This window comes from Roseovarius sp. THAF27, assembly GCF_009363655.1.
GTDB lineage: Bacteria > Pseudomonadota > Alphaproteobacteria > Rhodobacterales > Rhodobacteraceae > Roseovarius.
Map to the genome: position 1 here is coordinate 468721 of NZ_CP045393.1, position 13510 is coordinate 482230.

The 13510-nt window shown below is 63.0% G+C and carries 12 protein-coding genes; 8 read left to right on the plus strand and 4 right to left on the minus strand.

All coding sequences use genetic code 11. The annotated features are described in order from the left end of the window. Positions 1 to 112: 112 nt before the first annotated feature. Positions 113 to 1000 carry a LysR family transcriptional regulator gene (locus tag FIU89_RS02400; RefSeq protein ID WP_152491135.1) on the minus strand — a complete coding sequence of 296 codons (888 nt, stop codon included), beginning with the start codon at positions 998 to 1000 and terminating at the stop codon, positions 113 to 115. A 92-nt stretch (positions 1001 to 1092) separates the two neighbouring features. Here FIU89_RS02400 and FIU89_RS02405 point away from each other — a divergent pair, with 92 nt between their 5' ends. From FIU89_RS02405 to FIU89_RS02425, 5 genes are read left to right on the plus strand one after another with little or no spacing between them, the layout of a single operon-like run. After that, positions 1093 to 2292: a pyridoxal phosphate-dependent aminotransferase gene (locus tag FIU89_RS02405; protein ID WP_152491136.1), complete on the plus strand. Its 1200-nt coding sequence runs from the start codon at positions 1093 to 1095 to the stop codon at positions 2290 to 2292. Further along, entirely contained in the window at positions 2289 to 3791 is a 1503-nt protein-coding gene (locus FIU89_RS02410) for an aldehyde dehydrogenase family protein (RefSeq protein WP_152491137.1), read from the plus strand. The genes FIU89_RS02405 and FIU89_RS02410 overlap by 4 nt, the downstream gene beginning before the upstream one ends. Further along, a complete protein-coding gene (locus FIU89_RS02415) occupies positions 3788 to 5056 on the plus strand; it encodes an FAD-binding oxidoreductase (RefSeq protein ID WP_152491138.1) in 1269 nt (422 codons plus the stop codon). Before FIU89_RS02410 ends, FIU89_RS02415 begins: the two co-directional genes overlap by 4 nt. Positions 5057 to 5074: 18 nt before the next feature. Continuing rightward, positions 5075 to 6436, plus strand: a complete 1362-nt coding sequence (locus tag FIU89_RS02420; RefSeq protein WP_152491139.1) for a VOC family protein — start codon at positions 5075 to 5077, stop codon at positions 6434 to 6436. Beyond that, entirely contained in the window at positions 6433 to 7800 is a 1368-nt protein-coding gene (locus FIU89_RS02425) for an FAD-binding oxidoreductase (protein WP_152491140.1), read from the plus strand. Before FIU89_RS02420 ends, FIU89_RS02425 begins: the two co-directional genes overlap by 4 nt. A 242-nt stretch (positions 7801 to 8042) precedes the next feature. On the opposite strand, the gene FIU89_RS02430 is transcribed toward FIU89_RS02425, so the two are convergent. Further along, positions 8043 to 8918: an alpha-1,2-fucosyltransferase gene (locus FIU89_RS02430; RefSeq protein WP_172977997.1), complete on the minus strand. Its 876-nt coding sequence runs from the start codon at positions 8916 to 8918 to the stop codon at positions 8043 to 8045. Positions 8919 to 9213: 295 nt separating this feature from the next. Here FIU89_RS02430 and FIU89_RS02435 point away from each other — a divergent pair, with 295 nt between their 5' ends. Next, a complete protein-coding gene (locus FIU89_RS02435) occupies positions 9214 to 10119 on the plus strand; it encodes a diacylglycerol kinase family protein (RefSeq protein ID WP_172977998.1) in 906 nt (301 codons plus the stop codon). Then, positions 10116 to 10925, plus strand: a complete 810-nt coding sequence (locus tag FIU89_RS02440; RefSeq protein ID WP_152491143.1) for a metallophosphoesterase — start codon at positions 10116 to 10118, stop codon at positions 10923 to 10925. Before FIU89_RS02435 ends, FIU89_RS02440 begins: the two co-directional genes overlap by 4 nt. Before the next feature lie 187 nt (positions 10926 to 11112). Here the strand turns inward: FIU89_RS02440 and FIU89_RS02445 are convergent, their stop codons facing one another. Next, complete coding sequence (locus FIU89_RS02445; RefSeq protein ID WP_152491144.1) at positions 11113 to 11817, minus strand: type 1 glutamine amidotransferase domain-containing protein; 705 nt, start codon at positions 11815 to 11817, stop codon at positions 11113 to 11115. Positions 11818 to 12045: 228 nt separating this feature from the next. On the opposite strand from FIU89_RS02445, the gene FIU89_RS02450 reads away from it, so the two are divergent. Beyond that, on the plus strand, positions 12046 to 12810 hold the full coding sequence (locus FIU89_RS02450; RefSeq protein ID WP_152491145.1) for a class II aldolase and adducin N-terminal domain-containing protein: 765 nt from the start codon (positions 12046 to 12048) through the stop codon (positions 12808 to 12810). A gap of 63 nt (positions 12811 to 12873) precedes the next feature. Here the strand turns inward: FIU89_RS02450 and FIU89_RS02455 are convergent, their stop codons facing one another. After that, positions 12874 to 13428: a YqgE/AlgH family protein gene (locus tag FIU89_RS02455; RefSeq protein ID WP_152494371.1), complete on the minus strand. Its 555-nt coding sequence runs from the start codon at positions 13426 to 13428 to the stop codon at positions 12874 to 12876. Positions 13429 to 13510 lie beyond the last annotated feature (82 nt).

The following is a 13510-nucleotide window of genomic DNA, read 5'->3' on the forward strand; positions in this document are numbered from 1 at the left end:
GTTTGCTGTGGTTCGAAGAATGCTACTGAAGGGCGGGTGAAACATCAAATGTCGCGGCAGATTTTCCGCCCGCATCGAAGAGCTGCACCAGGCCGGTGCGCGCCGGCGCATCTCAGTGTTTCACTTCTGCCAGCCAGTTCACGAACAGGTCCCTGGGTTGATGGTTCGGTTCATCCTTGGGCCAGACGAAATAGTAGGTGCCGATGCTGGTTTTGCTTTCCGACCAAAGCGCCACCAGTTTGCCATCCTGCAATTCGTTTTCGACCAGGTAGGTCGGCAACAGTGCCGCACCCATGTCGTGAATCGCGGCCTGGATCATCGAGGCGAACTGATCGAAGAGCATTCCGGCAGGGCATTTGAGGTCTTCTCCGAGCGCCCTGGCCCAGTTTTCCCACGCGTCCGGGCGTGTGTCGAGGTGGAGAAGCGGTAACGAGAACACGTCGCTCACCGTGGTGCCGCGAAGTGTTCCGGCCACTTTCGGCGATGCCACGGGGACGACATATTCGCGCATGAGTTCGTGGTAGGCCACGTCGGACCAGTCCTTCTGGCCGAAATGGATGGCGCCGTGAAAGGGTTCGGCGGCGAAATCGAAAGGTCTCAGCCTGGTGCTGAGGTTCACGGTGACCTCGGGGTGACGCGCCCCGAAATCGGGGAGTTTCGGGGCCAGCCAGCGGACGCCGAAGGCCGGGACCATCGCGATGTTGAGCTGCCCCCCTGCGGGATTTGCCTTGAGGCGCAGGCTTGCCGTTCCGATCTGGTCCAGCGCGGCCCTGACCTGGGTGCAATAGGTCCGCGCGGCCGGCAGGAACTTGATGCTTTTCTTGTCGCGCATGAAGAGCGGGGTTTCGAGGTACTCCTCGAGAAGTTTAAGCTGGCGGCTGACGGCGCTTTGGGTCACGCCCAGTTCAAGGCCGGTCTGCGTGACATTTCCCGTCCGCTCGAAGGACTCCAGAGCGCGCAGCGCGGACATCGGGGGCAGGAAACGCTTTGGGTTGGGCATGGGTATGAGGCTTTCGCATGACTTATACGATAATTTCGTTTCACATACCGGCTCGCTCCATGTCAAACACCGCCTTGAATCAGGAGCGGTTTATGCTGAAAAAAGCTGAGAGAATCGATGGAATGGCGCTTTCGGAGATTGTTGCGATCTCCGAGGAGGCCGCGCGTCTGCGTGCCCAAGGGCATGACGTTTTGGCATTAAGCACGGGGGAACCCGACTTTCCGACGCCGCCCCACATTTGCGACGCGGCTTACAGGGCGATGCAGGAAGGCCAGACGCGTTATCCGCCCACCGCCGGCACCGCCGCGCTGCGCGCCGCCATTGCCGAGAAGGCAGGGGTCGAGCCGGGCAATGTCATTGTCGCCACCGGCGCGAAACAGGTGCTGGCCGACATGTTCCTGGCCACGCTGAACGCCGGGGACGAGGTCATCGTGCCGGCGCCGTACTGGACGAGCTATTCCGACATCGTCGCCTTGTCGGGCGGTGAAACGGTCCTTGTGCGATGCGGGGCCGAGGCGGGGTTCAAGATGACGCCGGCGCAGCTCGAGGCCGCGATCACGCCGCGCACGCGCTGGGTGCTGCTCAATTCGCCGTCGAACCCCTCGGGCGCTGTCTATACCGCCGCCGAACTGGCCGCCCTCGGAAAAGTCCTGGCGCGGCATCCCCATGTCTGGATTGCCTCTGACGAGATTTACGACCTGATCTGCTATGTGCCCTTTACCTCGTTCCGCGAGGCCTGCCCCGATCTGGCAGGGCGCACCATCGTGATCAACGGCGTGTCGAAAGCCCATGCCATGACAGGCTGGCGGATCGGCTGGGGCATTGCGCCGGCGGATCTGGTCAAGGCCATGCTGGCCGTGCAGGGGCAGATAACATCGGGCGCCTGTTCGATCGCGCAGGCCGCCGCATTGGAAGCGGTCACGGGGAAGCAGAGCCATATCCCGGAGCGCCGGGACGCGTTCCGCGACCGCCGCGATTTCGTGGTGGCCGCGCTTGATGCCATTCCCGGGATTTCCTGCCCGATGCCAGACGGGGCCTTCTACGTTTTCCCGTCCTGCGAGGCGGTGCTTGGGCAAGTCACACCGGACGGAAAGCTGCTGGAGACGGATGAGGGCTTCTGCGCCTACGTCCTGGCTGCGACGGGGCTTGCCATCGTGCCCGGCCGGGCCTTCGGGTTGCCCGGGCATTTCCGTCTTTCCTACGCCTACGCGCGCGCCGATCTCGAGGATGGTTGCGCACGTCTGAATCGGGCCGTCGCCGGCCTGATCCCGAACCAAAGGACAGCTTCATGAAATATCAAGACATTCTCGACGCCTGCGGCCTGACGGCCGCGCAAACCACCGGCGGTACGCTTTCGGTCACCACGCCTGTGGATGGCAGCGAAATCGCCCGGGTTCCGATGCACACGGTGGCCGACGCGGACGCCGCCATCGCCAAGGGCGTCGAGGCGTTCAACGCGTGGCGCAAGGTGCCGGCGCCGCGGCGCGGGGAACTGGTGCGTCTTCTGGGCGAAGAGCTGCGCCGCGAAAAGGAGAACCTTGGCCGCCTCGTGTCGCTGGAATGCGGCAAGATCTACCAGGAGGGACTGGGCGAGGTTCAGGAGATGATCGACATCTGTGACTTCGCGGTCGGCCTGTCGCGGCAGCTTTACGGTCTGACCATCGCGTCGGAGCGTCCGGGCCACTCCATGCGCGAAACCTGGCATCCGCTGGGGGTTTGCGGGGTCATCACCGCGTTCAACTTCCCGGCCGCGCCTTGGTGCTGGAATGCCGCGCTCGCACTGGTGTGCGGCGATCCCGTTCTTGCCAAGCCGTCGGAAAAGACGCCGCTGACCCAGCTTGCAATCCAGGAAATCTGCGACCGGGCCATGAAGGCATTCGGCGACGATGCGCCCGACGGCCTGATCCAGAGCCTGATCGGCGAGCGTGACCTGGGCGAGGTTCTGACTGCGTCCAGCGATGTTGCGATCATCTCGGCCACGGGGTCCGTGCCCATGGGCAAGGCGGTCGCGGCGGATATGTCCAAGCGTCTGGGCAAGACGATCCTCGAACTGGGCGGGAACAATGCGATGATCGTGGCCCCGTCTGCGGATCTGGAAATGGCCGTGCGGGCGATTGTCTTTTCGGCCGTCGGCACCGCGGGTCAACGCTGCACGTCGCTGCGCCGCCTGATCGTTCACGAAGACATCTACGACGAGCTGATCCCGCGTCTGACCAAGGTCTATGAAGGGCTTTCCATCGGCAGCCCGCTGGACCAGGGCACACTTGTCGGTCCTCTTATCGACGCAGTCGCGATGACGGCGATGGAAAAGGCGCTGGAACAGGCCAAGGCGGAAGGCGGCACCGTGCATGGCGGTGGTCGGGCGCTGACGGACCAGTACCCCGATGCGGCCTATGCGGCGCCAGCCATCGTCGAGATGCCGGAGCAGAGCGGGATCGTGCACACGGAAACCTTTGCGCCCATCCTTTACGTGGTGAAGTACAAGGACCTCGATGAGGCCATCGGGATGCAGAATGCCGTGCCGCAGGGGCTGTCCTCGTGCATCTTTTCGACCGATGTGCGCGAGACCGAGCATTTCCTGTCGGCCCAGGGGTCTGACTGTGGCATCGCCAACGTCAATATCGGCCCGTCCGGTGCGGAAATCGGCGGGGCGTTCGGCGGTGAAAAGGAAACCGGGGGCGGTCGCGAAAGCGGATCGGACGCGTGGCGCGCCTACATGCGCCGTCAGACCAGCACGGTGAACTACTCGCGAGAACTTCCCCTGGCGCAGGGCATTTCTTTCGAGATATGACACACGCCCCGCGCCTGGACAGCCTGTGGTCCGAAACGGCCCCCGAACGGACCCGCTACGCGCCTTTGAACGAGGCGATCACCGTCGATGTCGTGGTGATCGGCGGCGGGTTCACCGGGGTGTCGGCGGCCTATCACCTGGCCGCCGGGGGCGCTTCGGTGGCGCTCCTGGAGGCGCGGACGATCGGGTTCGGCGGGTCGGGGCGCAATGTGGGGCTTGTCAACGCCGGGCTCTGGACGCCGCCCGATGAGGTGGAAGGGAAGATCGGAAAGACCACCGGCAGGCAGCTGAACGAATTGCTGGCTGGTGGGCCTTCGACCGTGTTCGACCTGATCGAAAAGCACCAGATCCGGTGTGAGGCGACGCGGCGGGGCACGCTGCACTGTGCCCACTCGCAGGCCGGTCTGCGCGACCTGGAAAACCGCTTTGCCCAGCAGGAGGCACGGGGCGCGCCGGTCAAGCTGCTCGATGCCGCCGAAACCGCGCGGCGCATTGGCAGCGCGGCTTACTGCGGCGCGCTGTGGGATGGACGGGCCGGTACCATCCAGCCCCTGGCCTATGTTCAGGGACTGGCCAGCGCGGCAGAGGGGCAGGGGGCGCGGATCTTCGAGGACACAAGCGCCCTGAGCATGACGGAGACCGGCGAGGGCTGGACCGTCCGAACGGCAGAAGGCGAGGTTCGTGCGGTCCGGCTTATCCAGGCGACCAATGCCTATGGCGCGGGCGCGGCGGACGATAACGCGATCATCCCTGCGCATTTCTTCCAGTTGGCCACGGCGCCCCTGCCGGACGACCTGCGGCACAGCATCCTGGCTGGCGGCGAAGGGTGTTGGGACACGGCGTTGGTCATGTCGGCCTTCCGCCTTGACCAGGCGGGGCGGATGATCTTTGGCGCGCTCGGCAATCTCGAGGGGTTCGGTGGGGCATTTCACCGTGGATGGGCGCACCGCAAGCTGTCCAGGCTGTTCCCCCAGTTGAAGGATATTCCGTTCGAACAGGAATGGACCGGCCGCATCGCGATGACCGGAACCCACCTGCCGCGCATCGAACGCCGTGGAAAGACCGGCATCTCCATCTTCGGCTACAGCGGGCGGGGCATCTGCCCCGGGACGCTGTTTGGCAGGGCCGCTGCGGACTGGGCGCTTGGCACTGGTGACCTGCCGTTGCCGATCTGCGATCCGCAATCCGAAAGCTACGCCGCCGTCAAGGGTCTCTACTACGAGACAGGCGCGACTCTTACCCATTTTACCAACGGGCGCTTCTAGGCGCAGAAGGACGAAAAGATGACCGTATCCCCAAACCAGATCCGTGCCGATTTTTCCGCGGCGATGTCGGAAATGTACCGCAAGGAGGTGCCCGCCTACGGCACGCTTGTCGAGATCGTGGAGACCGTGAACGCGGATGTGCTGGATCGCGACGACAACGCGCTGGCGCTGACCCCGGGCGAAGACACGAACCGGATCAGCGCGGAGCGCCATGGTGCGATCCGGCTGGGCACCGCGGAAGAGCTTGCCATGATGGGACGCGTCTTTGCCGTCATGGGGATGGAGCCGGTCGGGTACTACGATCTTTCGGTCGCGTCGGTGCCGGTTCACTCCACGGCATTCCGTCCGATTGGCCGTGACGCCCTTGCCGAGAACCCGTTTCGCGTTTTCACCTCTCTTCTGCGGCTGGAGTTGATCGAGGATGACGCTTTGCGCGACAAGGCCGCCGCCACGCTGGCGCGTCGGCAAATCTTCACGGACGGCGCTGTCGCCCTGACCGAGAAGGCCGAAGCCGAAGGGGGGCTGGATAGCGCAGATGCCGCACGTTTCGTGGCCGAGGTGCTGGAGACGTTCCGCTGGCACCCGGAGGCCTGTGTCGACGATGCCACCTTTGCAGAGTTGATCGGCGCCCATCGCCTGATCGCCGACGTGGTCTCGTTCAAGGGGCCGCACATCAACCACCTGACGCCCCGGACGCTGGACATCGACGCGGCCCAGGCCCAGATGGTGGCCAAGGGCCTGCCGGCCAAGGCCATCGTGGAAGGCCCGCCGCGGCGCGACTGCCCGATCCTGCTCAGGCAGACGGCGTTCAAGGCGCTGAATGAAGCGATCCGCTTTCCCGTGGACGGCGGGTGGGAAGAGGGGCAGCACACCGCCCGGTTCGGCGAGATCGAACAGCGTGGCGTGGCGCTGACACCGAAGGGGCGCGCGCTCTATGACAGTTTGCTGGCGGAGGTGCGTGCGGACATCCTGCCCGCCGCCGACGGGTCGAATGCGGAGGACTACGTGGCCAGGCTTGCAGAGGGTTTTGCGGCCTTCCCCGACACCTGGCGCGAATTGCACGATCGTGACCTTGCCTATTTCAAGTACGGCATTGGGCAAGGCGCCGCGACGGGCGAGGATCTTGACGCGCTGCTGGACGCGGGTGCGCTGACGATCAGCCCGATAATCTATGAAGATTTCCTGCCGGTCAGCGCGGCGGGGATCTTCCAGTCGAACCTTGGCGACGAGGCCCGCAGTGGTAACCAGACCGCGTCGAGCCGCGAGGCGTTCGAAGCGGCCCTCGGCAAGCGCGTCACCGATGAATTCGAGCTTTACGAGGCGATGCGGGCGGCCTCCTATACTGCGGCGCTGGAACAGTTGAACACGAGCGCGGCATGATGCTGCCCGACGGCATCAGGGCGATCACCGCGCCAGCGGAGATGGCCGCGTACCTGCGAGGCGTCCGCGGGGAGATCGGGACCAGCCCCGTGGTCCTGCTGCCGGAAAGGACGGAGGAGGTGGCGCAGTGCATGCGCCATCTTAAGACGACCGACACGCCTTTTGTCGCGCAGTCGGGCAACACTGGCCTGGTCGGTGCGTCGGTCCCCGATGACACCGGCACCCAGGCTGTTCTCAGCCTGTCGCGCCTGCGCGAGACCTTCGATCTGGACGTTGCCAACCGCTCGCTTCGGGTCAGCGCCGGCTTTCGACTGTCGGAGGTCAATGACCGCCTGGCGGAGCATGGGCTGTTCTTTCCCATCGACCTCGGCTCGGACCCCATGATCGGGGGCATGGTGGCGACCAACACCGGCGGCGGGCGTTTCCTGCGCTACGGGGATGTGCGTCGCAATACGCTTGGGCTTACGGTGGTGTCGCAGGGCGAGGTGCTGCGGCTTGGCAGCCCTGTGCGCAAGGACAACACCGGCCCGGACTGGAAGCAGATGCACATCGGAAGCTGCGGCTGGTTCGGCATCATTACCGAGGCGATCCTGAACGTCGAGCCTGTGGTCGCCGAACAGGCCACCGCTCTTGTCGTGCCGTCCTGCGATGCTGCGATGCTGACCTTGCTGCGCCATCTGGAACTGCGCGTCGGGCCTTTGTTGTCCGCATTCGAGTTCATGTCGCGTGCCGCAATGGTGCATAGCTTCGACCATGCGCCATCCCTGAAGAACCCGTTCGCCAGAGGCGAGATCCCGGAAACCGCCCTGCTAATCGAGCTGTCCCGCCCCACCAAGGCCCCCTGGGACACGCCGTTGGACGAGGTTCTAGAAGCCGTGCTGTCCGAAGCGTGGGACCTGCCCGAGGCGCCGTTGGAAGACGCACTGTTCGGCCGGCCCGAGGAAATCTGGGCGCTCCGCCATGCGCTGTCGGAAGGGGTGAAAGCGGCAGGGCCGCTGATCGCCTTTGACCTTGGGTTCACTCGGGACAAGGTGATCGCTTTCCGAACCGAGATGACCCGCAAACTGGCCGAGGACTTTGCGATGATGGAGGTTTGCGATTTCGGCCACCTGGGCGACGGCGGTCTTCATTTCAACCTGGTGAAAACCGATGGTGCGGTGGACGGGGCCTTCGAACAAGAGCTGCGGGATTATGTTGTGGACCATGCCGTGACTGCGTTCGGCGGATCATTTAGCGCGGAGCATGGGATCGGCCCGAAGAACATCAGGTACCTGGAAAGAGAAAGGCGTATCAGCGGGCTTGCGGAAGCGGATTTGGCATGTGGGGGATGGTCTGCACTACGGACTGACGGCTTGCAAGCTTGAGTCCCATAGGCGCTGACGTCAGACACGCGATGACGCAGATCGGACTCGATCCGACGGACCCGTTCCCGGACGGCTTCACCCTATCCGATACCTGGGGCGGATGACATGGCGGCGGAGCTGAAAGCACGTGACGGACAGTGGGCAGCCATGGCCACTGTCGTGTCGCGGCGCTGTTAAGAGGCGTTGTTTGCGGCATAGACTTACGGTCTGCAGGGCACAGGCAGCACGGCCTAAGTGATTTCCTAAACGTCCAAGACGGTAACGTTTTTGTCGTCTTTTCTGAAAAGAGCGTGGGAGCTTGGCTCGACAATCAGGCGGGACGGATCTCCGAGTAACCTGGCGTATTTCCCAAAGGCTCCTTGCGAGCTGACAAATGACTGGCAGCGGGACATGAGATACAAGTCCACGAAGCCCCGGTCTGAACCGTTGTTGTCAACAACGACGTAAGAGGTTTCAGGTCCCAGGCTTCTGCCGATATTCTGTTTCACCCAGTTCGGCTCGTCCGAGAAGAAATAGTACGTCGTATCTTCATGTCTGGCGTCAACTTCAGCGAGGGCTCTTTTGAAGTAATCCGGACCCAGGGCCTTGCCGTAGTGCTGATGATCATTCGAAAGATCCCCTCGACGAACATGGACACCGCACGTGTTGGGCTCTCGCTTGATCTGCTCCAGCAGTTCCAGGTCTTCATTCGAGAAGTAGGAAGCGTCGGGTGCAAAGCTTTCGGACAGAAGTTTCTGGTGTTTGACGACCAGCTTCCAGCGGTCATAGAAACCGCCGAGATACGCGGGTGCCATGACTGTCGTTGGGTCCCCCGCCGTAAAGTTGTTCAATTTTTTCAGAATAGTTCTTTCGAACTTCGAAGCCTCAACAAGGTTCAGGGAGGGAAAAGCCTTTGGGAAATCGAGATTTCTCGGGAACCGGCCATTCAGGTCCATGCCGTTGGATGTGAACCATGAGTTGTCGAATTTAACGTCGTACCCTGAGCCAGCTAACTCGTGACCAAGCGCCCAAAAACCGATCTGGCTGGCCAGCCCGCCTTCATTGCGAATGACGACGAGGTTGTCTTCGGCAAATAACTTGCCTAGCGCGTTGAGCATGTGTCGGCGGATGGTTGTCATGGAACTCTTGTTAATCCTCAGGTCCTGTAGTTTGAAGGGTTGTCCGGATATCCAGGACCTGGAAAGCGGACTGGTCAAATGGACGTCATGCACATCTCCAGTCAAGAGGTGGACCCGCGCCTTTCGCGATTGCATCGGCGCACCCCGGAATTCCCTGCGAGCAAACGTGGAGGCTCCCCCTTCGGTTAAAGGAACAGATGCCGCCCTTCCGCAGTTGGGTCTGGTGACGCCCCGGGCAGGAGGCCCGGGAAGACCGAAGACCCCAACACGCTTGAAAGCCCATATGTCTCACATCGTGATCCTGAACACCGACTCTGGAAAGGGCGACGCCAATCCGGATGCCGATACGATCGAGGAATTGTTCAAGTCGCGAGGGACGCCCGTCAAGATCGTGCCTGTGTCCAGCGGAGATGACCTTTCGGCGAAGGTGGCGCAGGTCATCGAAGAGTCCGGCGTCGAGTGCGTTGTGGCCGCGGGCGGCGACGGGACCATCTGTGCCGTGGCTGGCGCGCTCGCCGACAGCGGCATCGATCTTGGCGTGCTTCCGTTCGGAACGTTCAACTATTTCGCACGGCGGTTCGGCATTCCCGAGGACGCGGAAGACGCCGTGGACGCGATTTGCCGTGGACGGGGGGAGAAGATAGATCTGGGCTGCGTCAACGGACGTGTCTTCATCAACAATGCGAGCATCGGCCTGTACCCGACGATCCTGAAGGAGCGAGAGAGCGTCTATCAGCGTTGGGGACGTTCGAGGCTGGCCGCGTACTGGTCGGTCCTTGTTGCGATGGTCACCGTTTACCGGCCCCTGACGATGCGCATCGAGGTCGACGGAGAGTTGCAAAGCGCGAAGGCTCCGACGTTGTTCGTTGCGATGAGTGCGTATCAGCTGGATGAATTCGAAATCGAGGGCGCGGACGCGGTCCGGGCCGGCAAGTTCGCGATTTTGCTGGCACCGGATGTCGGGCGGTTCATGCTTGTCTGGAAAGCCCTGCTTGTTGCGTTGCGCGATGTGCGCAAAGGCCGGGATTTCACCTTGCTTACAGGCGAACACGCAACCGTCGAGATCAGGCGGTCGGCGCGGGATGTCGCCCTGGACGGGGAAAGACACAGGATGAAGGCGCCGTTCAAGTTCAGCATTCTGAAGGACGCCATCACCGTCCGGGTCCCCGAGACTGCGAGCAAGCCGGATGCGGCTGAATGACACGACTCGTTCAGATCAGTGACCTGCATTTCGGTCGGGAGGATCCCGACCTGCTGGAGCCGCTTCGGACGGCGATAGGAGCAGCGGCCCCGGATCTGGTGGTCATGGCGGGCGATTTCGTCCAGCGCGCCCGGGCCTCGCAGTTCCGGCCGGCGGCTGACTTCATGAACTCGCTCGGCCGTCCATGGCTGGGTGTGCCGGGCAACCACGACATCCCGCTGTATAATCTGCTATTGAGGGCCTGGGACCCCTTTCGACGGTACAGGCGCTGGATTTGCCAAGAGCTTGCCCCCACGGTCGATCTTGGCGAAGTCAGGGTGGTGGGTCTGAACACGACGGACCCATGGGCGCATCAGCGGGGGCGTGTCGCGCGGGCCGATGTGGACAGAATTGGCGAGGCCATCTCCGCGCCTCGGGCCGGCCTGACCGTGATCGCGGCACACCATCCGTTTCACCATACCGAAGATATCGAGAAAGATCTGATGGTCGGCGCCTCGGACGCGCTGGAACACTGGGCGCGATGCGGGCCTCATATCATCATGTCGGGCCACCTGCACCAGTGGCTCGTGGAACCGTTCGTGCGCCGAAAGGGCGCGGACATGACCCTGCAATTGCACTGCGGCACCGGCCTGTCGACACGTCGGCGGGGCCATCCGAACGATTTCGCGGTGCTGGACTGCAATGCCGACGATGTCACCATCACGAGAATGGTCGCCGAGGACGGCGAGTTTCAACGGGCGGCCCGCACGCGGTACGTGGTCGGGGACCATGGCTGGCAACGAGAGGGCGCGCAAATCGAGCGGTGATTGACGGACGTATGACTTCGGTTGGCATGCCGACGTGAAGGAGGATGGCACCGGCGCACATGACGAAGGCGCGCCTGTGGTTTTTTGGCACCGCGGTACGGTTATTTTTGAAGATATGGAGAGGCAGGGTGGGATTTCACCCACCCTACGAGTGCAGGCGCTTGCGTGAATTCGCGTTCCCTGACGGTCAGGCGGCCTGCCTTTTCCGATCCAGCGCGTCGAGCACCATCTGTGCGACCTTCTCGGCGGATTGCGGGTTCTGCCCGGTGATAAGGTTGCCGTCCCGGACGGCGAAAGGCTGGAAATCCGGAGCGCTGTGATGGTCGGCACCGAGAGCCTTGAGCCGCGACGCCAGAAGGAACGGCACGGCCTTGTGGAGACCCACGGCGCGTTCCTCGCTGTCGGTGAATGCGGCCACCTTGCGACCGGCGACAAACGGCGCGCCGTCGGGCCGCGTCGGTCCGGCGAGGGCGGCGGGACCGTGGCAGACAGCGGCGATGAGCTTGCCGTCGCGGTCGAACGTTTCGATCAGGCGGGCAAGGTCGGGGTTGTCGGGAAAGTCGAACATCGTTCCGTGCCCGCCGGGCAGGAAGACAGCGTCGAAATCTGACGGATCGAGGGAATCGAAGCGCGGTGTCCCGGCCACGGCAGACCGGGCTGCAGTGTCGTCCATGTAGCGCTGCACCGATGCTTCGCGGTCGTCTTCTTCGGCAAGGCTTCGGGCATCCACGGGTATTTCCCCGCCCGAAATGGACGCGAGCGTGACGTTCGCGCCCGCGTCGCGGAACGCGTAGTAGGGCGTTGTCAGTTCTTCCAGCCAGAGGCCGGTGGGCTCGCCGTCACTCATGCGCCTGGCAGAGGTGGCGATGATGAGGATATTGGAGTGCGTCATGATCGTCTCCTTTTCAAAATCGACTGGTGACGCACCCGATTGCGTCGGGGCGCCTTCAGTGCGTTCATGTTTCTGCAGTTTGAACGCGCGAACGAGGAGGAGATTTCCATCGGAGCACGAATTCTTGAAGGACCGGGAGAAACGGGTCCCGACATCCGTGGAAACGGGTTTGAAAATTCTGCTTCGTTGGCGCAGTCTGCAGCCCAGCCCCGGACAAGGAGATGTACCATGCTTCAGACTGGACACCACGATACAGTGGCGAACATCGCCCATTGGAAAGAGCGGGTGGAACTGGCGGCGGCGTTTCGCTGGACCGCGCGGCTGAACATGCACGAGGCCGTGGCGAACCATTTCAGCCTGTCGGTGAATGCGGACGGCACGCAGTTCCTGATGAATCCCAACCAGGTGCATTTCAGCCGGGTCAAGGCATCGGACCTGCTGTTGATCGACGCCAACGACCCAGAGACGCTGGAGCGCCCCGGTGCGCCGGACCCGACCGCATGGGGCCTGCATGGCGGGGTGCATCGGGCGTGCCCGCATCACCGTTGCCTGATGCATGTGCATTCGATCCACGCCACGGTGCTGGCCAGCCTGGCCGACAGCCGCCTTCCACCGATCGACCAGAACTGCGCCACGTTCTTCAACCGCTACGTCATCGACAACGGCTATGGAGGGCTTGCCTTCGAGGACGAGGGCGCACGCTGCGCGGCGATGCTGGGGGACCCGGCCAAGAAAGTGATGATCATGGGTAATCACGGCATCCTGGTGATGGGCGATACCGTCGCCGATTGCTTCAACCGCATGTACTACTTCGAGCGGGCCGCCGAGACCTATATCCGCGCGTTGCAGACGGGACAGCCGTTGCGGGTGCTGTCGGACGAGGTGGCCGAAAAGACCGCGCGCGAGATGGAAGACTATCCGGAGCAGGGCGACCGGCACCTGGCGGAACTGATGGCGATTCTCGACGCGGAAGGGTCGGATTACGCGGCGTGAAGCGGGGTGGGCCAAATCTTTTACGGAAAAGATTTGGCAAAAGCTTTGATAAAGCTTTTGCCGTCAGGCGCGGCCGGCTTCGGACGAGAGCGTAACGGAGCTGACGCCCAGTTTTTGCAGGGCGGATTCCCACTTGCTGCCGTCGGCGTGGGAGAAGACGATTTCCTTGTCGGCCTCGACCGTAAGCCAGGCGTTCTGGGACAATTCGCTTTCCAGCTGGCCGGGGCCCCAGCCGGCATAGCCCAAGGCCACGATGTTGCGTAGCGGGCCGCGGCCGAGCGCCAAGTCCTCCAATATGTCCATCGTCGCGGTCATGGCGAATTCGTCATTCACGTCGAGTGTGGAGATGGCCGAATGGTAGCCGTAATCATGCAGCACGAAACCCCGGCCGTGTTCAACCGGGCCTCCGAAATGCACGGGCAGGTTGGTCATGTCGCGCCCCTGCGCGATGTCGAGTTGGTCCAGAAGGTCGCTGAGGCGCAGATCATCGGCGCGCTTGTTGACGATGAGGCCCATGGCGCCCTCGGGCGAATGGGCGCAGATGAACACCACCGACTGTGCGAAGCGGTCGTCGCCCATGGCGGGCATGGCGATCAGCAGTTTTCCGGTCAGGTCAATGTCGCTCAAGGCGGTCCCCGGTGGTTGGTTGCAGAACCCATGATGGGGGTGCGGGGCGCTCTGTGCAACCATCCCACCTTGA

Excerpts from the sequence above, each read along its gene's own strand:
- FIU89_RS02440 (WP_152491143.1), top strand. The coding sequence starts at position 10,116 with ATGACACGACTCGTTCAGATCAGTGACCTGCATTTCGGTCGGGAGGAT.
- FIU89_RS02420 (WP_152491139.1), top strand. The coding sequence starts at position 5,075 with ATGACCGTATCCCCAAACCAGATCCGTGCCGATTTTTCCGCGGCGATG.
- FIU89_RS02430 (WP_172977997.1), bottom strand. The coding sequence starts at position 8,918 with ATGACAACCATCCGCCGACACATGCTCAACGCGCTAGGCAAGTTATTT.
- FIU89_RS02445 (WP_152491144.1), bottom strand. The coding sequence starts at position 11,817 with ATGACGCACTCCAATATCCTCATCATCGCCACCTCTGCCAGGCGCATG.
- FIU89_RS02415 (WP_152491138.1), top strand. The coding sequence starts at position 3,788 with ATGACACACGCCCCGCGCCTGGACAGCCTGTGGTCCGAAACGGCCCCC.
- FIU89_RS02450 (WP_152491145.1), top strand. The coding sequence starts at position 12,046 with ATGCTTCAGACTGGACACCACGATACAGTGGCGAACATCGCCCATTGG.
- FIU89_RS02425 (WP_152491140.1), top strand. The coding sequence starts at position 6,433 with ATGATGCTGCCCGACGGCATCAGGGCGATCACCGCGCCAGCGGAGATG.
- FIU89_RS02405 (WP_152491136.1), top strand. The coding sequence starts at position 1,093 with ATGCTGAAAAAAGCTGAGAGAATCGATGGAATGGCGCTTTCGGAGATT.
- FIU89_RS02410 (WP_152491137.1), top strand. The coding sequence starts at position 2,289 with ATGAAATATCAAGACATTCTCGACGCCTGCGGCCTGACGGCCGCGCAA.
- FIU89_RS02400 (WP_152491135.1), bottom strand. The coding sequence starts at position 1,000 with ATGCCCAACCCAAAGCGTTTCCTGCCCCCGATGTCCGCGCTGCGCGCT.